The sequence below is a fragment of the Caenimonas sp. SL110 genome (genome assembly GCF_001044395.1).
In the GTDB taxonomy this organism is placed as follows: Bacteria; Pseudomonadota; Gammaproteobacteria; order Burkholderiales; family Burkholderiaceae_C; genus Ramlibacter.
The window spans coordinates 65,004-83,450 of sequence record NZ_JANU01000001.1 but is presented as its reverse complement, the minus strand read 5'-3'; the positions used below and the strand labels follow the sequence as shown (position 1 = coordinate 83,450).

Here is an 18,447-nt window from a genome sequence, read left to right as displayed (position 1 = left end):
GCCTGTCATTCAAGCGAAACGTTGAGGGTCGAACACTGCATCGCGTTCAGCAATCTGCGCGAGGGTGGGATCGGCGCGCCAGTGCCTGGCCAGTTGCGCCAGCTGGACGATCGAATCGAGAACGCTTCGTGCGTCAACTGCGCCAAGTGATATCGATTTACGCAGGATCACCTCACCCGAATCGGGGTCGCGGCACATCACGGGCGAGCCGGCGGACATCATGGTGAAATTGGCATCGCCCATCACCCGGAGAACTTCGAGTTCCTGGTCCTGGGGCGCCGCACCGAACGTGACCAGAATGAAGGCCTCATCGTTGTTGGCCATGTCGAGCTGGGCGAGATTCACGATCACCTCATCGACCACAACGTGGAATGCAACGAGCCCGTTGGAGTCCGGCGTCAGTTCGGGAACCGCAATACCAGCGACATCGCAAAGCGCGGCTGCGAATTGCCTGAAACTCGAATACGGCATGTCGGTGGTCTCTGGATACGGGATGAATGAAGAACACTCGCTTGGTTTGCAGGTGGCAATCCGCCCCCAAGCAAACCGGTGCGAGTCTATAGAGATGCACGTGCAATAAGTGGGCCGTTTTGCGCGTTTTCGGGAGGGGAAACCCGCTCCTATATGATGGTCTCGGAAGGACGCCAACGTGAGTGCAATCGACCCCGCCAGCCAGCTTGCCGCACTGATCAGAGTGCAGGTTGCGTCGCTGCGCGAACGCCGTCAGGCTGGCACTTCAGCGAGCACGCGCAAGAGTTCCGGGCTGTCCCTGCCGGCGACAACCCCAACGACAGCATCGCCTGCGTCCTCCGCTTCCCCTGATATAGCGGCAATCGTGGCCGGGCGAATTCGCGCGATCGACGCCAACGACTCGCAGCGCGGACGCAAGGCTTTCCGGATGTTCCTGGAAACCGTGATCCTGTCTGAACTCGGACAGGCACTGGCCAACGATCCGACGTTTGCGGTGATGCTCGACCATGTGCAACTGCAGATGGAAAGCGATCCCGACATCGCAAGAGCGGCAAACGACGCCGCACAGTTTCTGCTCCAGGCAGCCGACGCGCAGCCCGCCAGCTGACCCTAGTGAATCGTGCGACGACCGCCTGTCGTCGCGAACTGCGTGAGCTCACGCACACCCTCCTGATGACCCGCCAGCAGCTCCTGCGCAAATCGTGCAGTGACGCATGAAGCATCCAGGGCAAAGGCGCGAAGGACCGCTGCGCGAGCCTGATCCCCTTCATCCGCAAGCGCGTGAACGACGGCGCGAGCGCCGTGCGCCTGGGCACTGGCTCCATCGAGCGAAATCGCCTTGTCCAGCGCGGCGGCAGCAGCGCCCAGGTCCTCGCACATCACGCAGGCCCAACCCAGCGCTTGCAGGGTCTCGACATGCTCGCCCATCGTTCCCAGGGCATTCTCAAGCGCCCCACGCGCCTCATCGAATTGCCGGTCAAGCAAGGCCGCAAAACCCAGGCTCGACCAGGTTCTTCCGTCGCCAGGACTCAGCGCCAGGGCTTGCTGCAACAGCTGCCTTGCCAGGGCGGTGTCCTGCGCCGCCAACGCGGCACCTGCGCGCGCCACAAACGGTTCCACCTGGTTCACCCCCGCATCGAGCGCGCGCTGCGACAGCCGCGCCGCATCGTCAATCCGCGAAAGATCGAGCGCGATCAGGCTGGCCACACCACAGGCCTGCGGACCCAGCTTTCCAGACGAGATGCGCGCGATCGACCAGTCCCACGCCTCCTGCAGGGCGCCCGTGTGATGCATGGCACGCAGCCACAGCGCGTGAGCGGCAGGCTCCGCGCCAGCCAGGGCCGTGTCTTCGTCAGCAAGCAAGGGCTTCAACAGCGCTGCGCAGGCGGCATGGTTGCCGCGCAGGAATTCGACATACGCCAGGTTGTGCGAAATCGCGGGATGCGGGCCGTTGGACGCTTCGAGCTGCGCAAGGATGTCGCGCGCCTCGTCCAGGCGACGTTGCGCAATACAAAGCGTGGCACGCCTGAACTGCCATGCCGCCGGGTTGCCGGAGAGGCGCAAGCCCGCCTGTATGAGTTCGCCGGCCCGATCAAATTGCGCCGCAGCGATGGCGGCCTCGGCGGTGTCGGCCAGCAGCAACTCGTTGTCCGGATCGTGCTGCAACAGCGATTCAAGGCGCGAGAGGCGATCGGGGCGTGACAGGGCAGGTGTGGAATTCATCGGGTCAGGCTTTCAATGCAAACAGGTCAACAGCAAATATCACGGGGTCGCAATCGGTCTTTGATCAGCTCCAGGCCCCGCCGGTGGATCTGCGAAATCCGCCCGCGGGTCAATTGCATGGTGGCCGCGATCTCCTCGAACGCCACTTCCTGGAAGTAGTGCGAGCGGATCACGCGCCGCTCTTGCGGTGGCAATGTTTCAACGATCTGCGCAATCCGCTGCCGTAGTTCACGCAGTTGCACATTGCGGTAGAAGTGCTGGACGCCCGGTCCCTGTGCGGGTGAGTCGTCCGCTTCGATCATGCCCGTGCCATCGAGGATCCACGACAGGGCAAAGGCGATGCCGACCTCGGCCACATAGCGCAGCGCCTGTTCAGCGTTGCGTACGCCTTTGGCCGGCGCGTCGGCCGCTTCCTTGATGACGGCCCGTCGCTTGGCCTCTGCCCGCTGTCGGGCAGCAATTTGCTGTTGCTTCTCGGTCAGGCGCGCGATGCCGTCAATGATGGAGCCATGCATGCGCTGCGCGGCGAAGGTCTTGAACTGGACCCCGAATTGGGGGTCGTACCTGTCCAGCGATTCGAGCAGGCCCACGGCTGCCAGCTGGTGGTAGTCGTCGTATTCGATCTCGTCGTGAATTCGCTTCGAGTAGCAGACCCTTGCGAGCGTGGACGCCGCCGGCATGTGCAGGGCAATCAGCTTCTGGCGCGCGGCGTCGCTGCGATGCACGCGAAACAGCTCCCACAACTTCGCCTCGTCGAGCACCTCATCGACCGACCAGCGTGCTACAGGATCAAGGGTGTCCAGCGCCATGAGGGTTCAGTGAAACGAGCCCACCAGCGCCTTGAGGATCAGCGCCCATCCATCGACCAGCACGAACATCAAGACCTTCAGGGGAAGCGCCACTGTCGTCGGCGGCATCATCATCATTCCCAAAGCCATCAAAACGCTGGACACAATCAGGTCGATCAGCAGGAAAGGCAGAAACACCACGAAGCCGATCTGGAATGCGGCACGCAGTTCGGACAACATGAAAGCCGGAATGAGCTGCACGTTGCTGACGTCCGCCATGCTTTCGGGGCGTTTGGCTTTGGACAGCTCCACCATGAGCGCCAGGTCCTGCTCGCGCGTCTGGCGCACCATGAATTCGCGCAGCGGCGCGCTGCCCTTCTGGTAGGCCGCGTCAACACCAATGCTTCCAGACATGAAGGGTTGAACCGCGCTGTCGTTGAGGGTCTGCAGCACCGGCGACATCGTGAACAGCGTCAGGAAAAGCGCCAGGCCGATCACGACCGTGTTGGGCGGCGTCTCTGGCATGCCGATCGCATGGCGCAGCATCGACAGCACGATCACGATCCGCATGAAGGCAGTCAGGCACACGAGCAGTGCCGGCAAGATCGCCAGCACTGTCATGCCCAACACCACCCGCACGGCCTGCGATGTTTCTTCGGATGCAGCTGCCAGCGCCGGCAGCGCGACCATCAGCGCAACCGCCATGGAAATCCGCGCGAGCTTCATCGGGACACTTCGCTGGCCGCGTTGTCTCGCTGCAAGGCGCGCTGCGCCAACAGGGAAACGCCGTTGGCAGTGACCCCCAGGAGCAGCTCTTTGCCGTCCCATTCGACGGTGTGCAGGCTGGCCTGATTTGTCAGCGATGTCCGGCTCACGATGCGCGGCATCGAGCCCGGGGACTGCGCAGCGACACGCCCGCGGTGCTTGACCAGGAAGAAGCCAGCGCTGGCGATCGCCAGCAGAAAGAGCACCGCAAACAACGCGGATTGCGCATTGGACGCCGATGTCTCATCGCGCTGCAGGGGTATGCCGGGAAAGCTGGATGCAGAAGCCGACGCCGATGCGGGGGCCGATGCGGGGGCCGACGCCGACACCGGTACGGAAGCCGCAACCGCAGGCGTCGCCGGTTGCGCAAGGCATGCGGCACTGCTGATGAACAGGGCGAGCGCAGCCACCCGGTTGCGCGTCTTGCAGCGGAAGGTAGTCATGATCAGGTCCGCAGCGGATGAGGAAGTTCGGTGATGCGCAGTGCGAAGCTGCCGTCCACCGCCACCAGTTGTCCACGGGCCACGACCTTGCCTTCAAGCATGAGATCGACCGCCTGATCGACCGTGCGGTCCAGCACGAGCACCTGGTGTTCGCGGGCGCCCAGCAGTTCGCCCACGGTGAGCTCGGTTTCGCCGACGCAGACCTGCAATCGCGTGCGTACCGCGTGCAGCGGGTTGTAGTCGTCCAGGACTTTCGCGTCCGCTGATGAGGCCCGATGTGCGGGTTCACCATTGAGTTCGACCAGGCTGATCACCTGCGCCGAGGTGGGAGCGCCGGCCAGGCGCGCAGAAGCAGCATCCGTGTTCATGTGGTGGGTCTTTCAGTAGAAGTCGGTATTGAAATTTCAGAGGGCACCGCTGTATCGCGTGCCAGTTCAACGGCTTTGCTGCCAGATTGTCGGCCGATAAATCCATTGCACAAAGGCTTGCCCGCGGCGCTGACAATGACAGGCGCAGATAGCCGATGCGGCAGGGGAACGACATCACCAACGCGCAAGTCCTGCACGGTGCCCAGGTCCAGCTCGAACGCCGAGAGGTCAACCTTGACGCGCACCGGTCGATCGGCGATGGCATGGAACACGGGCGTCAAAGGGGCATGGGCCGAGCGCGGGGCGTGCGCGCAAGACGCCGTCACCAGCGGCTCCACGCAGGCACCCGTGAGCAGCAAGTCCACGTCGAGCGCGCCTGCGCGAAGCTTCAGTGTGACGGGGCCTGACCACAGGCGAACATCAGCCGGGACGGGATACCCCATGCCGGTCCGCGCACCCAATCCCAGTGCCGTACGAAGGCACTCGAGCATTTCGTCCCATGCCTGCGAAGCCAGCTCGGTCGCCAGCACCGACTGCGTTGGCTGGCGGCGGCGATGGACTTCGAAGAGCGCGGCCATCAATGCGTCCGGGCCGTCGCCATCGGTCATCACCCACGCCTGTGCAGCGCCTGTTCTGCCCAGGGGGAGAAAGAAGGCCCTGGCCAGAAGCGTCTCCAGGCCGGCAGCCTCGCAATCGCAAGTCACCGGTGCGCTCGCCGGGACGTACCAGTCGCTGGTCCATGTGCGGAATGCGCGCTCGACCAGGCTCGCAAGCTCGGCGCGCTGGGCCTTGGTCCAGGATCGCAGTGTGACTGTCCGGGATGCCAGTGCGCTCACTACTTGCCCTTCATCTGAAACAGCTCTTGCAGCATGTCGTTCGCGGTCGAGATGACCTGCGACGACGCCTGGTAGCCGCGCTGCATGATGACCAGGTCGCTGAACTCCTGCGAAAGATCGACATTGGACAGCTCGATCATCCCGGAGCGGATGGAGCCGAAGCCGCCCTCTGCGCCCAGGCCGGTGTGCCACGCAAGCTGGTTGGTGGCGTCGAACTGGTTGTTGCCGTTGGCGGCGACCGCATCGACGCTGTCGAAGCGTCCGAGCAACAGGCGCGAGCCCTTGACCGTTTCACCGTTGGAGTAATTCATGATGAGCGTGCCGCTCGCGTCAAAGTTCACGCCGGTCAGGGTGCCCGGGCCTTTTCCGTCCTGCGAAGTCATGGACAGCGTGGATGTCGTCAGCGCTGCAAAAGAAGTGACATCGGCGCTGAAGTCGAGCACGACGGCCATCGATGCAAGGCCCGGCGGGGTGAAGTCCATCGTGACCGTGGAATTGCCTGCCTTGGGCAGGCCGTTCTCGAAAGCGATCGAGCCAGAATCGACCGCCACACCCGAGGCGTCGACCAGCTCGACCTTCCACTGGTTGGGAGTAGCCACGGTATTTTCGTTCGTCAACTTGACAGTGAACGCATGCGAGCCACCGAGCTTGTCCAGGATGTTGACCGATCCAATCGTGTGCGACGGCGCTGTGCTCGACAGATTGCCCGCGAACTTCACTGCAGTTGTCGCCGTGCCGGCAATGGCCGACTTGCCCGCGATGCTGATCTCACCCACCGCGCCACTTGCGTCCTGCCCCATCACCTTGCTCTGGTCGATGCGGCTGACCAGCACGCCGTCGGTGTTGAAGTTGAACTGTCCGGCGCGCGTGTAGTGGGTGTTGCCGCCCGAATCACGTACGGTGAACAAGCCCTGACCGTCCACCGCGAGGTCGAGCGTGTTGCCGGTCTGGCGCAGCTCGCCCTGCTCGAAGTTGAGCATGGTGCCCGCCGTGTTGAGGCCGTATCCGACCTGCATCGTGCCCATGCCGGTGTTCGAGTTCGAATAGAACATGTCAGCGAACTGCAGGCTCGAACCCTTGTAGCCGGGGGTGTTGATGTTGGCCGTGTTGTTGGCGATGACGCGAAGACCCTGCGAGTAGCCCTGCAGGCCGGTCATTCCGATGAAGATGGAGTCAAGCATGGATGTCCTTGGAAATGGAGGTTGAATGGAAAGGACTCAGCGGACGGCGACGACCTGGCTGAGGCTGATGTTTGGAATTTCGGCGCCCGCAGCCGTCTTGACGGTGAGCGACGGCGACTCACCGGTGAGCGACAGCGCAGTCACCGTCCCGGTCAGTGCGATGCCGCCCGATGTGCCGATGTCCACCGTGCGGCCAAGCAGGCCCACCGATTGCAGCGCGGCCTGGTTTGCAATCAGGGTGGTCATCTTTTCGTTGAGCTGCTGGGTCTGCTCCAGCGATGTGAACTGCGCCATCTGTGCCATGAACTCCTGGTTGTCCATGGGTTTGAGCGGGTCCTGGTAGGTCAGCTGCGTCAGCAGGATCTTCAGGAAATCTTCCATGCCCATGGGTTTGGCCTGCGTGGCCGAAGCGGCTGATGTGACGGATCCAATGCTCATGAAATCTCCCGTGTTTGATGGTCTTGATGCGACGCGCCCGCGTCTGGATTGGCCGACTCAAAGATGTCGGTGGTCGAGCGGTCATTGCCGAGCTCGCGCCCATTGCATGAAATTCCAAGCAACCGCACGCCCTGTGCGGACACCCACATTTGCAGCTGGTTGGCAATGGCCTGAAGCTGGGGCAGCAGCTGGGCGTTCATGCCCAGCCACAGCCTCACGCCGTTGGCCGTCCAGTCTGCGTGCAGGCGAATGGGACCCGGGTCGCGAGCCGCAGCTGCACCCTGCCCAGACCGGCTGGCGCGTTCTGCAGGTTGCGCTTGGGCTCGCTGGGTGGAAGGCAGGGTTGCGACGCCTTGCGGGGTGAAGTTCAACGCGGTCTGCGAAGCGTTCGCCAGGGGTTGGGCCGCGATGGCTGCAGTCGAGGATTGCGCGAGCATTGGCGAAAAATTGCCGGCTTGCGCAGGTGCGGCGGCAACGCTCGCGGGTTGCATCGAAGGAACCACGCTGGCCGCGAGAGCGACAGCGGACAGACCCGGTCCGTTCGGCATCGCACCGGACTTTGCCGACACAGCAATAACCGGTGCTGCTGACAGCGGCGCGGATGGAGCGGCCACCGGCTCAAGCGCGGTCGGCGTTGCAGACGCGGCAAGCTCGCCGACGAACAAAGGCTTCTGGCCGACAGGCGAAACCCCCGCCGATGGAGCCTGCTGCACAGGCACCGGCTCGCTTGCCGTCGACACGGGCAGAGGTGCGGGTAGTGGTGCGGGTAGTGGTGCGGGTAGCGATGCGGGTAAGAGTGCGGGCAACGCGAATCCGTCGAAAGCGGCAGAAACTTCCAGTGGCGCGCTTACCTGCAGGCTCGCGACCATCTGGGCGGTGTACGCAGCAGCGTCACTCGGTGTGGGAACCGCGCGTTCGGTGTACGGCCCTGCTTCCCAAGGCAGCTTTGCTGGGGCGGTGGCGAACAACTCGTTCGGCACACGCCGGGCAGTGCTTGCCGCATGCCCGTGCGTCGTCCCACCTGATGGAGCGTGTGCGCCTTGCGTTGTGGACGCTTCGATACCGGAGACGGCGACCTCACTTGAGATGCCGGCCACCGGCTGGAAGGCGTTCAGGCTCACCGATTCCGGTCGCGCGACGGGCTCGAATCGGGCTTTCGCAAGCCCCCCACGCTCGTCGTTGCGAACTCCATCGCGCCCATCAGGCCCGCCGGTCGGCGCGCGGTCTGGCGCGGCATCGACACGCTTCACGGGGCTGATCGATTTCGCGCGGGTTTCTCGCTCGGGCTGCGGCGCAGATCGGTCCAGGGCTGAGGTTGCCGTGGCACCAGCCACACCCGGCACACCCACAGCGCCCGTGGCCGTACCAGCAAGCGGCTTGTACCCCACGACGCCGTTGCCCAGCCACAGCTCCATTTGCGCGCGTTCCATTTCTCGCTCCCACGACCGCGCGTGGGCGCCATCGCCCTCGCCATGCCCTGCGCGCTGCTGTCTTTGCGGCAGCAGCTCAGGCAGCCTCGTATCCACTATCTGGTTAGCCATGTTCCAGGATCCCTGTTTGTTTGCGCGCAGCGCGAGCGCTCCACTCGTGGTCGGCTTCCACCGCGTTCTTGCGGTTCTGGTGCGCCTTGAATTGACCGAGCGAATCGGCGCGATGGGCATCGAGCGCTTCCAGGCGCACCTGCTTGTCGCAACAGTCGTTTCGTGCGGCGGTCAACGCGCCTTTCAGTTCGACGAGCTGGCCCAGAAGTACCTCTTCGCGACGCCGAACGCTCGCCAGAAAATCCAGCGCCCTTACCTGCGAGTGGGTGTCCGGACGCCGTGTCCACATCTGCGCAGCGTGCGATGCCTCCTGCTCACAGAGCTTCCTCACGGCCTCGATCGCAGCCTCCAGCTGCGAAATCTGCCGCTGCACAGCGGCCAGATGTGCCATTGCCGCATCGAGCTGCCAGCGCATGCGCGAGCGTGCCGCTTCCAGTGGGTAGGTGAAGCCTCTGACTTCCTTGACTGTCATGAGCTCATCGCTTTCTGGCCGCGCATCGCTGCCGCAAGCGCCGCGCGGCCCTGACCCGACGGGACGCCGCCCTCTTGCTGGCGCAGCCACTGCTGCAGCCCGGGTTGAAGATAGAGGGCGTCATCAAGCTGGGGGTTGCTTCCGCGCTCATAGGCGCCCATGTCGACCATCTGCCGGTTTCGCTCCAGCAGGGCAATGGTCTTGACGGCCTCCCGGGCCAGGTCAAGCTCGGGTTGCGCGCACAGATCGGGCATCAGGCGGCTGGCGCTTTGCAGCACGTCGATGGCGGGGTATTGACCGCTGTGCGCAAGTGCGCGCGACAAGACGATGTGCCCATCCAGGATCGCGCGCATGTTGTCCGATACCGGCTCATTGAGATCGTCGCCCTCTACCAGCACGGTCATGAGCGCGGTGATCGAACCTCCGCCAGCGGCCGTGCCGCAGCGCTCGCAAAGCTCGGGCAGTTCCGCAAAAACCGATGGCGTGTAGCCGCGCGCAGTCGGCGGCTCCCCTGCCGCCAGCCCGACCTCACGCCGCGCCATGGCAAACCGTGTCACCGAGTCCATGGTCAGCAAGACCTGCTTGCCTTCATCGCGAAAGTGCTCCGCGATGGCAAGTGCCGCATACGCCGCCCGCAGCCTTGCCAGCGCAGGCTGGTCCGATGCGGCGACGACGACGACCGAACGGGCCAGGCCGGCCGGTCCGAGCTGCTTGTCAATGAAGTCCTTGACCTCGCGCCCACGCTCGCCGATGAGTGCAATGACATTCACATCGGCTTTGACATGGCGCGCAATCATCCCGAGCAAGGTGCTCTTGCCGACGCCGCTTCCTGCAAAGATGCCGACGCGTTGCCCCTGCCCGATGGTCAGGAGCGAGTCGATGCAACGGATGCCGGTCTCCAGCATGCGGCTGATTCGCGGACGCTGCATCGGGTTGATGGGTGGCGCGCGCAAAGGTCGGGAAGCTGCTGTCGTTGGCGGGGGCAAGCCGTCCAGCGGCGAGCCGAAACCGTCGATCACACGGCCCAGCAGTCCGTCGCCCACGTCGATGCGGGACTGCTGACCGTCAGCCACCACCTCGCAGCCGGCGGCAACACCCTGCATCCGGCCATAGGCCATGAGCACCACACCATCGCTGCGAATGCCGACAACCTCTGCAAGGATGAAGTCGCGCTCGGGATCGCGCTTGCCCGCCTGCTCCGTGCTGTGGATCGGCGCAATCGTGCACAGCTCGCCAAGCGTGGCGCGCAGGCCTTCGACTTCCACTGCGAGCCCGCCAGCCTGCCGCACGCGACCGACCCGGCGGACCAGCACGGCCTGGCGCAGCGCGGCTAGATAGGGTGAGAGCTGCGCCTGCATGTCAGCTGCCGTCCCGCGTGGATTTTGCAGATTGCAGCTGACGCTCGCGCCGGACTGCGACAAGCGCGTCGCCCAGCGACTGAATCTGGGTTTCCAGGCGCGCATCGACGCTGCCATTCGCAGAACGCAGGATGACGCCGCCCAGCCCGACCGATGCATCGGGAACGTACTGCCAGTCATCGAGGCTGGAGCTGCCGTGAGCAATGCGCATCGCCTGCGCGTCATCCGGGTGGAGATGGACAAACAATGCCTCGCGCAAACCATGCTGCGCAATGAGCTGCTTCACCATGGCCAAGATGACTTGCGGCTTGACGGCTTCGCTGCCCAGCACCTTGCAGATCGCCTCATGCACGATCAACACGATTTCATCTTCGCAGTTCGCCAGCAGGCGCGCGCGTTCCGTCAGGCAGGTAGCGAGCAACCTGTCCAGCCGCGCACAGCGTTCATCGATCTCGCGCATCGCCTCTTCAAGCGCAGCGTCGGCCGCTTCCCGGACGTCGCGAGCCTGCTCCTGGGCAAGCTGCGCGCTACGCTTCAAGCCCTCCTGCATTCCTTCCTGCAGCCCCTGCTCCTGCGCAGCGCGCCGGGCAGCTTCGACCAGGTCGCGAGTCGCATCTTCTTGCGCGCTCCCGGCCTCGGCCAAAGCCTGCGCGCGGCCCTGCCTCAGTCCCTCGGCCAGGCCTTCTTCCAGGCCTTCGTCATACGTACCTGCAGGGCAGGTCCCTTGATGCGCTTGCGATCCCTGCGGCGAGTCCGGGAACACACCGTGCGCATGCACGGCATTCAGCCGCCCAGGTCGCGTCAAGGCGTGCGGCTGCGCGTTCATCACGACGTCGCGCAACACGGTCGCGGCCGGCAAGAGCGCAGGCTCGCCAGTCGAGTTCATGCGCGCGCCCCGAACAGCCGACGCCACGCAGAACGCCATCGACTCCAGCGAGGCGAAGCGTCGCGGGGCGAGTGCGCCACAGGCGATGCCGCCGCCGCCTGAGCGGCAAGCACCTGTTGTTCGAGCCGCTCCACCAGCGCAGCGGCCAGGCGCCGAGGTGCACCGGTGAGCAAGCCGCTTTGCAAGGCGTCCAGGTGCTGCTGGACCGATTGCCTGCGTGATTCGTCCATGCCCAGGAGAATCTGCCTGGAGACTGCGCTACCTGCCGACAGCAGGAAATATGCGACCAGACGTGGCGGCTCGGCGCGCAACACGCGAGCCATCAGTTTGACCCTATCGTCCAGCGCCACCCGCGCAAACCTCGGGTCTGGCGCGATGCCCAGGGTGTTGAGTTCTGCAATCAGGCGTTCAAGCTCGGCGCGGCCGGGTCCGTTCAAACGGGACAAGACCCATGCGCGATCATCGCCCGCGATGGCGTGCAGCGTGAGCGCACATCTGCGCAGCGACTCGTCCACCGGTAAGGTGTGTCGTTCGGTTGATTCAAACACGGTACTCATCGCCTCGCCCCTGTCGAAGATGGGCTGACGTCCAGCCAATCCTGCATCTGTTCAAGCACGGCCTGTCGCTGCGCGTCGGTCATCGGGCTCGCTTTTTCAGTGGTGGCAGGTCGCCTCCAGAGCATCCAGGCAGATGCCCCGAGCACGGCCGCCAGCAGAAGAACCGACAACGCGATCAACGCATCAGGTTGGGGCTCCCCCTCCTGTAACGAAGTCGCGATCTTCAGCCGTGGCTGCGGCACATCAGACACCGCAGCAGGCGAATCAGGCGCGGGCTCAGGTGCAAAAGAATGGATGCTCTGGACGACAACCACGTCGCCCCGCTCCGGCACCGCGCCAACGGCCGCTGCGACCAGTTCCCTCATGCGCTCGCCCTGCTCCGGGCTGACCGGTTGACGAATCACGGCAACCACATGCAGACGGCGAATTGCGCCGGGCTGGCTTGCGACATGCTCGACGCGCCGGCCCACCTGGTAATCCACCTCGCGCTGGTTGTTGCCGCCGCGCGCGGAATCTGGCTGCGCCAGGGGCGGGCCGGATTCGCGCACGCTCTCGCGCTCGCGAACCATCACGCCGGCAGCCGACGAGCCGGTACGACCCTGGGCGCCGAGCACTTCCTCGGTCGTCACGCGGACCTGGTCCATGTTGAGGGTCACATCAACCGTCGCGAGCACCTGCCCTGCACCAAAGGCGCCTTCAAGCACCTCGGTCGCCTTGCGCACGAGCTGCTTTTCGGTATCGCGTTTCAGGTCGAGCCGGGCAGAACCGCCATCGACTTCACCCTCCTGGTGTGCGGGCCGGGTGAGCGCGACGCCCTGCTGGTCGACGATCGTGACGTCCTGCGCGGAAATTCCGGGGACAGCTGCAGCGACGAGTCGCTGGATGCCGATCACCTGCTCACTGCGAAGCGACTGCCCCGATTTGAGGCTGAGCGTGATGGCTGCCTTGGCCTTGCTGGTCGCGCGCTTGAAGAGCCCTTCTTCGGGCAGCGCGAGATGAACCCGCACATCGCGCACTTCGGCCAGCGACAGAATCGTTCGCGTGATCTCGCCCTGCAGCGCGCGCTGGTAGTTGATCTTCTGCGCGAACTCGGTCATGCCGAAATCCGCGTTGTTGAACAGCTCGAACCCCGTCGCGCCATGCAGGGGCAGCTCCTTGCCCATGAGTTTGAGGCGTGTCGCATGCACGATGGCGCCGTCCACCAGGATGGTGTTGCCATCCGGGCCGATCCGATGGGGGACCTTGAGCTTGTCGAGTTCGGCGGCCATCATCGCAGTGTCTTGCGGCTTGAGGTCGGTGAACAGGACCTGATAGTCGGTGCGCAGCAACCAGGTCGCGGCGGCAACGCTGCCCGCGACGATGAGCAAGGCGCCCGCAGCCAGGCCGATGCGTGCCGACGACCCCAGCGATGTCCAGAGGTCCTTAAGCACGGTCGCCTCCCTGCAAGCGAAGCCGCGCCAATAGGTTGTATGAAAGAAAGTTCATCGGTACGTCCTAGATCTGCATCTTCATGACGTCCTGGTACGCCTCGAGCAGGCGGTTTCGCACCTGCATCATGAGCTGGAACGACGCGCGGCTTTCTTCCAGCTGGATCATCACCTGGTGCAGGTTCTGGGTATCGCCGGTGGCAAGCCGTTGCAGGCCGGTCTGGCTTGCCAGCAGCTGCTGGTTCACTTCGGAAATGCCTTTGGTCATCATGTCCGCGAAGCCGCCAACGGATGCGGCAGACGACGACGCCACAGGGTTGCGCGCGTCGGGAACCATGTCCGTCGGAAAGAGCGCATGGAGCTGCTCGGGCGCTACTGCGACTATGGGCATGACAGGATTGCTCACGAGTTGCCTCCTATGTCGAGCGCCTTCAGGGCCAGCTGGCGGGTGGTGTTCATGGCGGCCACATTGGCCTCGTAGGCGCGGGTTGCGCTGAGCAGGGTCACCATCTCGGTTGCGGTGTCGACGCCCGGATAGGTCACGAATCCTGCGTCATCGGCAAAGGGATGGCCGGGCTCGTGCACACGTCGGGGAGCCACGCCGGAAGCCTCGATGCGAAACGCAGGCGCCAAGGCGGCGGCGCCTGCCCCTGCAGCCTGCAGGGCGGCTGCGAAGGTGTCGGCCGTCGGTAAACCGACCACCCGAAGCGGCTTGTAGCCGGGCTGTCCGGCAGCTTGCGTGGTGTGTGCGTTGGCGAGATTGAGCGCGGCGACTTCAACGCGCGTCCGCTCAATGGCCATGCCGGCGGCGCTGATCTCGAAGATGGAATTCTGTGCCATGGTGATGTTGGGTAGACAGTGGTTCAGCGCTTGCCGTCACTGGCAGCGGTGTAGAGAATCGCGAGGTGTCGGCTGAGCCCGCGCGCGAGCGTCTGGTAGGCAACAGCGTTCTGGGACATCTGTGCCACCTGCTCATCGAGATGGACTTTGGCGGGTACGCCATTCGCGTCCAGCATCGGCGCGAGTTCGAGTCGCACACTGGAAAGCGCGAATGCATCGATGCGACCCCTGGCATCCAGGCTGCGCCTGGCGTCGAGCATCTGGGATTCGAAGTCGACCTTCTGGGCAACGTAGCCCTGCGTGCTGTGGTTCGCAATGTTGGCCGATATCGCCTGCTGTCGCAGGCTTGCCGCATCCATCGCCGTGCGCAGCGCCGCCGTCGTGATGGCTTCGATGCCGTCGTTCATTGATTGCTCCAGGTGATGTTCAGGCGGCTCATCACTGCACCACCAGTTCGGCGTGCAATGCGCCTGCGGCCTTGACGGCGCGAAGAATCGAAATCACATCGCGCGTGCTGGTCTTCAGGCGTGCCAGCGACTGGACGAGGTCAGACACCGTGGTCCCCGACGCAAGGAAACCGGGACCGTTTTGCTCTTCGACATCCACCTGCGCATTGCGCACAGGCTGGGTTCGCACGTTGGGCCCCGCATTGCCGATGACGACCGGTTGCGAAACGGAATCCTGCGCCGCAATGGATATCTTCAGATCGCCGTGCGAGATCGCAACCCGCGCAATGCGCACATCGCCGCCCGCGACCACTGTGCCCGTGCGTTCGTTGATCACGACCTTGGCGCGACGATCGGGCTGCACCGAAACGCCCTCAATGCGAGCGATGAAGCCGACCAGTTCGTGTCGCTGGAGGTCGGGAATGGCGATGTCGATACCCGAGGCGTCCCTTGCATGGGCCAGGCCTGCGCCGATCTGCGAATTGATGGCGGATGCCACGCGGCTTGCCGTGGTGTAGTCAGGCTCGGCCAGGACGAATGTGAGGTTGCGGCCTGCAGCGGCAACCTCGGTGCCGGTGGGCACCTCGACGACTGCACCACCGGGCACCGAGCCAACGGTCGGATGATTTTTCTGCACGACATTGCCGTTGGCGTCGTAGCGATAGCCGCCCACCGAAAGCGGTCCTTGTGCCAGTGCATGGACGCGTCCGTCGGGTCCCTTCATCGGTGTGAGCAGCAGGCTTCCACCGACCAGGCTGCGCGCATCGCCGCTGGAAGTGACGGTGATATCCAGCGCGTCACCTTCCCTGGCAAACGTCGGAAGCTGCGCACTCACCAGCACAACGGCCACGTTGCGACTCTGGATCTGGTCCGGTGTCACGGTGAGGTTGAACTGCGACAGCACATTGGCCATCGCCTGCCGCGTCGTGCGGTTCGTGGGCGAGTCGCCCGTACCGGCCAGGCCGGTGACGATGCCATAGCCAACGAGCGAGTTGTCACGCCAGCCCTGGAGCTTGCCCAGGTCTTTGACCCGGACTGAATTGGCGGCGTCCATTCGCACGGCCTGTGCGTTGGCGGCCAGTGCTTGCAGCGCCAGCACCAAAGCCACTGTGATCCGTTGACAGGCACGCATCACATACCCGCCCAGTCCAGCAGCTTTCGCCACCATGCACGCTGCTGCCGCTGTGAGACTTCGCCTTCGCCGAGATAGGTGATACGCGCGTCGGCCAGCCGGGTGGAGAGAACGATGTTCCCATCAGAGATGTCGTGCGGACGAACACGTCCATCGAGCGTCACCTTCTGCTGCTCCTGGTTGATCAGCAGCATCTGCTCGCCCGAGACTCGCAGGTCGCCGTTGGCCAGCACTTCCTTGACGGTCACGCTCAAGGTGATGAGCACGCGGTTGGCGCGCTGCGTACGACCGCCTCCATCGAAGTCGCCGCTAGCGCCGATTGCCGTTTCGGCGACACGGCGGCTTCCATGTGACAGCTCGGCGCTCAGCGTGTTCTTGCGGCGGGTGCCGGTGTCAATGCTGGTCGTGGCGCTGGAGTTCTCGAAGACCTGAACCGTGAGAACGTCGCCGACGCGAAAAGCCTTGTTGTCGGCTGTGAGTGCCCGGTAGCTCTGTTCGTTGTAGAGGCTGCCGGCACCCGATGACAGCGCAACCAGCAAACCGGTCGCTGCCAGAAGCAGTGCCCGCGCGATTGGCGTGTTCATCGCAGCGCCTCCACGCGGCCGGCGGCGACGACGCGTCCATCCACCGAACTTGCCCCGTTTTCCCCGCGAACCTTGATGACCTGGCCCAGGACACCGTCCTGCATCACCTCGACGCGGCGCTCAAGCTCGACCGCGCCCGACTTCAGCTGCAGCACGATCCAGTCGCCACGACTCACCATCGGTACGGTTGCGGCCGGCAAAGCCTGCTGCGTCACGGCCTGTCTGTACCCGACGCGCACCACCACCTGTTCAGGGCCGCTCCACGCAATCTGGTCTCGCGAGATTCCGACCTGGCTTCGAATCCACCTGGCGAGAACCTCACGCCTGAGTACCGCCTGCGTCCCCTCGCGCGGTGCCGGTCCGAGTGGCAGACCGACCAGCCGCTCTATCGTTGCGTAATCTCGCGTGCGGATGATGGCGACATCGCCAAGTTTCACCTCACGCTGGCCCGGTGCGACTTGCTGGCGCAATTCGATCTGGACTTCACCGGGCGCGGGATCGAGCGGAGCCGAATGCAAATCGGAATACGCGAACGGCAACCCGCCAGCGCAGGCGATGGCCACAGCAAGGTGAAGGAATGTGAGAAAGCGCCTGGGCATGCTCATCACTTGCGCAGGTTGTTGACCAACCCCATCATTTCGTCTGCCGCCTGAACCACCTTGACGCTCGCTTCATAGGCGCGCTGGGCGAGCATCAGGTTCACCATCTCGTCGACCATCTTGACGTTGGAGCCTTCCAGGAATCCCTGCGCAAAGAGACCTGCGCCGTCTTCACCCGGACGCCCGGCAATCGCCTCGCCTGACGCTTCGCTCGCGCGATAGAGGTTGTCGCCCATCGCTTCGAGCCGGCTCGCGTTGGAGAAGCGATACAGGTCGATCTGGCCCGCATCGACTGGAGACGCCTGGTTGGCGAGGCGAACGGTAACGCGTCCATCAGCTGCAATGGAAATGGATTCAGCGTTCGCAGGAATGCTGATCGAGGGCCGCAAGGCGTGCCCTGCCTGGGTTTCGAGCACACCGTCCCTGTTCACCTTGAGCGAGCCGCCGCGCGTGTAGGCATGCGTCCCATCTGCGAGCGTGACTTCCAGGAAGCCCTCGCCGCGAATCGCGATGTCCAGGGGCGAATCGGTTTTTTTGATTTCGCCGGGATCGAATACTTTTCCCATGCCGGTCATTGCAACGCCTGCGCCCATGCGTTGCATCTGGACGGAGGTCTCGGCGCCCTGGGAGGCGCCAATGGCGCCGGCTACCCGCATCGCCTCACGCGTCATGAGGTCGGCGAAGCCGACTCGCCCACGCTTGAAGGCCGTGGTGTTCACGTTGGCCAGGTTGTTGGCGATCACATCGACGCCGGCCTGCTGCGCCTGCATTCCTGTAGCCGCGATATAGAGAGCGTCAGACATCAGTTTTCTCCCAGCTTGCGAATGGCATTGCCCAGCATGTCGTCATAGGTCTGCACGACTTTCTGCATGCTCTCGAAGTGGCGCATGGTCTGGATGAGGTTGGTCATTTCGCGAGCCGGGTTGACGTTGGAGTTCTCGACGAAGCCCTGTCGCACCTGTACGGCGTCGCCCTGCAGAGAGCTGATTGCGGGGCCAGCGGCGAGCAGGTTGTCGCCCAGCGGCGTGAGTTGGGCGCCGGCCTCGAATTGCACGACGCGAAGCCGCCCGAGCACCTGCGCATCGGCTGATGGCGATGATGTGATGGCACCGCTCGCGTCAATCGTCGGTGAGGGTGACTTGAGCACGATTTCGCCGCCGGCGCCCATCACCGCGTGACCTTGCGTGGTGACGAGGCGGCCCTGACCATCAACGCGGAATGAACCGCTACGCGTGTAGGCAGGTCCCTGCCCGGTCATCACTTCAAAGTAGCCGGGACCCGCCAGCGCCACGTCCAGCGCCTCGCCTGTGAGTTTGAGCGTCGCAGGACGCGTGTCGCTCAGGTATTGGGTAGTAACGGTGTGGGGAGTAACGGTGTGGGGAGTAACGGCGGATGCAAGGGAAGCAGCATCCAAAGCAGACGCCGCTGCGCCGAAGTGCGAGGCAAAGCTCGCACCCGAGGCGCCCTGCACCGAGAGCCCGGCCTTGTAGCCCGGCGTCAGCGCATTGGCCAGGTTCATGCCGACCTGCTCGAGCCGTGCCATGTCGCCCTGCATGGCCTGCAGGCCAATGGCCAGTACCTCATTCATGATTT

General features: G+C 64.2%; 24 protein-coding genes. 1 reads left to right on the top strand and 23 read right to left on the bottom strand.

Annotated elements, in window-relative coordinates; genetic code table 11:
- Positions 1-9 precede the first annotated feature (9 nt).
- Entirely contained in the window at positions 10-471 is a 462-nt protein-coding gene (locus AQ12_RS00390; protein ID WP_048437861.1) for a CesT family type III secretion system chaperone, read from the bottom strand.
- Positions 472-649: 178 nt separating this feature from the next.
- Between AQ12_RS00390 and AQ12_RS22595 the strand changes: the two genes are divergently transcribed.
- Positions 650-1,078 (top strand): hypothetical protein, encoded by a 429-nt coding sequence (locus tag AQ12_RS22595; protein ID WP_152682611.1) that lies wholly within the window; start codon positions 650-652, stop codon positions 1,076-1,078.
- Positions 1,079-1,080: 2 nt separating this feature from the next.
- Here the strand turns inward: AQ12_RS22595 and AQ12_RS00380 are convergent, their stop codons facing one another.
- The 22 genes from AQ12_RS00380 to AQ12_RS00275 form a co-directional block, all read right to left on the bottom strand.
- Positions 1,081-2,193: a hypothetical protein gene (locus AQ12_RS00380; RefSeq protein ID WP_053076470.1), complete on the bottom strand. Its 1,113-nt coding sequence runs from the start codon at positions 2,191-2,193 to the stop codon at positions 1,081-1,083.
- A 26-nt stretch (positions 2,194-2,219) separates the two neighbouring features.
- Positions 2,220-3,002, bottom strand: coding sequence for a sigma-70 family RNA polymerase sigma factor (locus tag AQ12_RS00375; protein WP_048437859.1), 783 nt, complete (start codon positions 3,000-3,002; stop codon positions 2,220-2,222).
- Between the two features lie 6 nt (positions 3,003-3,008).
- Entirely contained in the window at positions 3,009-3,707 is a 699-nt protein-coding gene (gene fliP, locus AQ12_RS00370; protein WP_048437858.1) for a flagellar type III secretion system pore protein FliP, read from the bottom strand.
- Positions 3,704-4,189 carry a flagellar biosynthetic protein FliO gene (locus tag AQ12_RS00365; RefSeq protein WP_048437857.1) on the bottom strand — a complete coding sequence of 162 codons (486 nt, stop codon included), beginning with the start codon at positions 4,187-4,189 and terminating at the stop codon, positions 3,704-3,706. Before AQ12_RS00365 ends, fliP begins: the two co-directional genes overlap by 4 nt.
- A gap of 2 nt (positions 4,190-4,191) precedes the next feature.
- Complete coding sequence (locus AQ12_RS00360; RefSeq protein ID WP_053076469.1) at positions 4,192-4,557, bottom strand: FliM/FliN family flagellar motor switch protein; 366 nt, start codon at positions 4,555-4,557, stop codon at positions 4,192-4,194.
- Positions 4,554-5,393, bottom strand: coding sequence for a FliM/FliN family flagellar motor switch protein (locus AQ12_RS00355; protein WP_048437856.1), 840 nt, complete (start codon positions 5,391-5,393; stop codon positions 4,554-4,556). Before AQ12_RS00355 ends, AQ12_RS00360 begins: the two co-directional genes overlap by 4 nt.
- Complete coding sequence (locus AQ12_RS00350; protein WP_048437855.1) at positions 5,393-6,574, bottom strand: flagellar hook protein FlgE; 1,182 nt, start codon at positions 6,572-6,574, stop codon at positions 5,393-5,395. Before AQ12_RS00350 ends, AQ12_RS00355 begins: the two co-directional genes overlap by 1 nt.
- 36 nt (positions 6,575-6,610) lie before the next feature.
- Positions 6,611-7,012, bottom strand: a complete 402-nt coding sequence (locus tag AQ12_RS00345) for a flagellar hook assembly protein FlgD (protein ID WP_048437854.1) — start codon at positions 7,010-7,012, stop codon at positions 6,611-6,613.
- Complete coding sequence (locus AQ12_RS00340) at positions 7,009-8,553, bottom strand: hypothetical protein (RefSeq protein WP_152682610.1); 1,545 nt, start codon at positions 8,551-8,553, stop codon at positions 7,009-7,011. Before AQ12_RS00340 ends, AQ12_RS00345 begins: the two co-directional genes overlap by 4 nt.
- The gene (locus AQ12_RS00335) at positions 8,546-9,025 is read right to left on the bottom strand and encodes a hypothetical protein (RefSeq protein WP_048437852.1); all 480 of its coding nucleotides are present in this window, start codon (positions 9,023-9,025) and stop codon (positions 8,546-8,548) included. The genes AQ12_RS00340 and AQ12_RS00335 overlap by 8 nt, the downstream gene beginning before the upstream one ends.
- A complete protein-coding gene (locus AQ12_RS00330) occupies positions 9,022-10,383 on the bottom strand; it encodes a FliI/YscN family ATPase (RefSeq protein WP_048437851.1) in 1,362 nt (453 codons plus the stop codon). Before AQ12_RS00330 ends, AQ12_RS00335 begins: the two co-directional genes overlap by 4 nt.
- A 1-nt stretch (position 10,384) precedes the next feature.
- Positions 10,385-11,269, bottom strand: coding sequence for a FliH/SctL family protein (locus AQ12_RS00325; protein ID WP_161798963.1), 885 nt, complete (start codon positions 11,267-11,269; stop codon positions 10,385-10,387).
- A complete protein-coding gene (locus AQ12_RS00320) occupies positions 11,266-11,826 on the bottom strand; it encodes a hypothetical protein (protein WP_152682609.1) in 561 nt (186 codons plus the stop codon). Before AQ12_RS00320 ends, AQ12_RS00325 begins: the two co-directional genes overlap by 4 nt.
- The gene (gene fliF, locus AQ12_RS00315; protein WP_053076468.1) at positions 11,823-13,256 is read right to left on the bottom strand and encodes a flagellar basal-body MS-ring/collar protein FliF; all 1,434 of its coding nucleotides are present in this window, start codon (positions 13,254-13,256) and stop codon (positions 11,823-11,825) included. Before fliF ends, AQ12_RS00320 begins: the two co-directional genes overlap by 4 nt.
- Before the next feature lie 64 nt (positions 13,257-13,320).
- Positions 13,321-13,644 (bottom strand): flagellar hook-basal body complex protein FliE, encoded by a 324-nt coding sequence (gene fliE / locus AQ12_RS00310; RefSeq protein WP_053076467.1) that lies wholly within the window; start codon positions 13,642-13,644, stop codon positions 13,321-13,323.
- Positions 13,645-13,655: 11 nt separating this feature from the next.
- Positions 13,656-14,093, bottom strand: a complete 438-nt coding sequence (gene flgC / locus AQ12_RS00305) for a flagellar basal body rod protein FlgC (RefSeq protein ID WP_048437848.1) — start codon at positions 14,091-14,093, stop codon at positions 13,656-13,658.
- A 23-nt stretch (positions 14,094-14,116) separates the two neighbouring features.
- Positions 14,117-14,500, bottom strand: coding sequence for a flagellar basal body protein (locus AQ12_RS00300; protein ID WP_048437847.1), 384 nt, complete (start codon positions 14,498-14,500; stop codon positions 14,117-14,119).
- Between the two features lie 31 nt (positions 14,501-14,531).
- Positions 14,532-15,707, bottom strand: a complete 1,176-nt coding sequence (locus tag AQ12_RS00295; RefSeq protein WP_238587608.1) for a flagellar basal body P-ring protein FlgI — start codon at positions 15,705-15,707, stop codon at positions 14,532-14,534.
- Positions 15,671-16,255, bottom strand: coding sequence for a flagellar basal body L-ring protein FlgH (locus AQ12_RS00290; protein ID WP_048437846.1), 585 nt, complete (start codon positions 16,253-16,255; stop codon positions 15,671-15,673). Before AQ12_RS00290 ends, AQ12_RS00295 begins: the two co-directional genes overlap by 37 nt.
- A complete protein-coding gene (locus AQ12_RS00285) occupies positions 16,252-16,854 on the bottom strand; it encodes a flagella basal body P-ring formation protein FlgA (RefSeq protein WP_193387940.1) in 603 nt (200 codons plus the stop codon). Before AQ12_RS00285 ends, AQ12_RS00290 begins: the two co-directional genes overlap by 4 nt.
- Positions 16,855-16,859: 5 nt before the next feature.
- Positions 16,860-17,657, bottom strand: a complete 798-nt coding sequence (gene flgG / locus AQ12_RS00280; RefSeq protein ID WP_048437844.1) for a flagellar basal-body rod protein FlgG — start codon at positions 17,655-17,657, stop codon at positions 16,860-16,862.
- On the bottom strand, positions 17,657-18,442 hold the full coding sequence (locus AQ12_RS00275) for a flagellar hook-basal body protein (protein WP_048437843.1): 786 nt from the start codon (positions 18,440-18,442) through the stop codon (positions 17,657-17,659). The genes flgG and AQ12_RS00275 overlap by 1 nt, the downstream gene beginning before the upstream one ends.
- Positions 18,443-18,447 lie beyond the last annotated feature (5 nt).

Excerpts from the sequence above, each read along its gene's own strand:
- AQ12_RS00320 (WP_152682609.1), bottom strand. The coding sequence starts at position 11,826 with ATGAGTACCGTGTTTGAATCAACCGAACGACACACCTTACCGGTGGAC.
- fliP (WP_048437858.1), bottom strand. The coding sequence starts at position 3,707 with ATGAAGCTCGCGCGGATTTCCATGGCGGTTGCGCTGATGGTCGCGCTG.
- flgG (WP_048437844.1), bottom strand. The coding sequence starts at position 17,657 with ATGTCTGACGCTCTCTATATCGCGGCTACAGGAATGCAGGCGCAGCAG.
- AQ12_RS00390 (WP_048437861.1), bottom strand. The coding sequence starts at position 471 with ATGCCGTATTCGAGTTTCAGGCAATTCGCAGCCGCGCTTTGCGATGTC.
- AQ12_RS00340 (WP_152682610.1), bottom strand. The coding sequence starts at position 8,553 with ATGGCTAACCAGATAGTGGATACGAGGCTGCCTGAGCTGCTGCCGCAA.
- AQ12_RS00295 (WP_238587608.1), bottom strand. The coding sequence starts at position 15,707 with ATGGTGGCGAAAGCTGCTGGACTGGGCGGGTATGTGATGCGTGCCTGT.
- AQ12_RS00360 (WP_053076469.1), bottom strand. The coding sequence starts at position 4,557 with ATGAACACGGATGCTGCTTCTGCGCGCCTGGCCGGCGCTCCCACCTCG.
- AQ12_RS00275 (WP_048437843.1), bottom strand. The coding sequence starts at position 18,442 with ATGAATGAGGTACTGGCCATTGGCCTGCAGGCCATGCAGGGCGACATG.
- AQ12_RS00325 (WP_161798963.1), bottom strand. The coding sequence starts at position 11,269 with ATGAACTCGACTGGCGAGCCTGCGCTCTTGCCGGCCGCGACCGTGTTG.
- AQ12_RS00345 (WP_048437854.1), bottom strand. The coding sequence starts at position 7,012 with ATGAGCATTGGATCCGTCACATCAGCCGCTTCGGCCACGCAGGCCAAA.
- fliE (WP_053076467.1), bottom strand. The coding sequence starts at position 13,644 with ATGCCCATAGTCGCAGTAGCGCCCGAGCAGCTCCATGCGCTCTTTCCG.
- AQ12_RS00350 (WP_048437855.1), bottom strand. The coding sequence starts at position 6,574 with ATGCTTGACTCCATCTTCATCGGAATGACCGGCCTGCAGGGCTACTCG.
- AQ12_RS00365 (WP_048437857.1), bottom strand. The coding sequence starts at position 4,189 with ATGACTACCTTCCGCTGCAAGACGCGCAACCGGGTGGCTGCGCTCGCC.
- AQ12_RS00380 (WP_053076470.1), bottom strand. The coding sequence starts at position 2,193 with ATGAATTCCACACCTGCCCTGTCACGCCCCGATCGCCTCTCGCGCCTT.
- AQ12_RS00300 (WP_048437847.1), bottom strand. The coding sequence starts at position 14,500 with ATGAACGACGGCATCGAAGCCATCACGACGGCGGCGCTGCGCACGGCG.
- AQ12_RS00285 (WP_193387940.1), bottom strand. The coding sequence starts at position 16,854 with ATGCCCAGGCGCTTTCTCACATTCCTTCACCTTGCTGTGGCCATCGCC.
- AQ12_RS00290 (WP_048437846.1), bottom strand. The coding sequence starts at position 16,255 with ATGAACACGCCAATCGCGCGGGCACTGCTTCTGGCAGCGACCGGTTTG.
- flgC (WP_048437848.1), bottom strand. The coding sequence starts at position 14,093 with ATGGCACAGAATTCCATCTTCGAGATCAGCGCCGCCGGCATGGCCATT.
- AQ12_RS00335 (WP_048437852.1), bottom strand. The coding sequence starts at position 9,025 with ATGACAGTCAAGGAAGTCAGAGGCTTCACCTACCCACTGGAAGCGGCA.
- AQ12_RS00330 (WP_048437851.1), bottom strand. The coding sequence starts at position 10,383 with ATGCAGGCGCAGCTCTCACCCTATCTAGCCGCGCTGCGCCAGGCCGTG.
- AQ12_RS00375 (WP_048437859.1), bottom strand. The coding sequence starts at position 3,002 with ATGGCGCTGGACACCCTTGATCCTGTAGCACGCTGGTCGGTCGATGAG.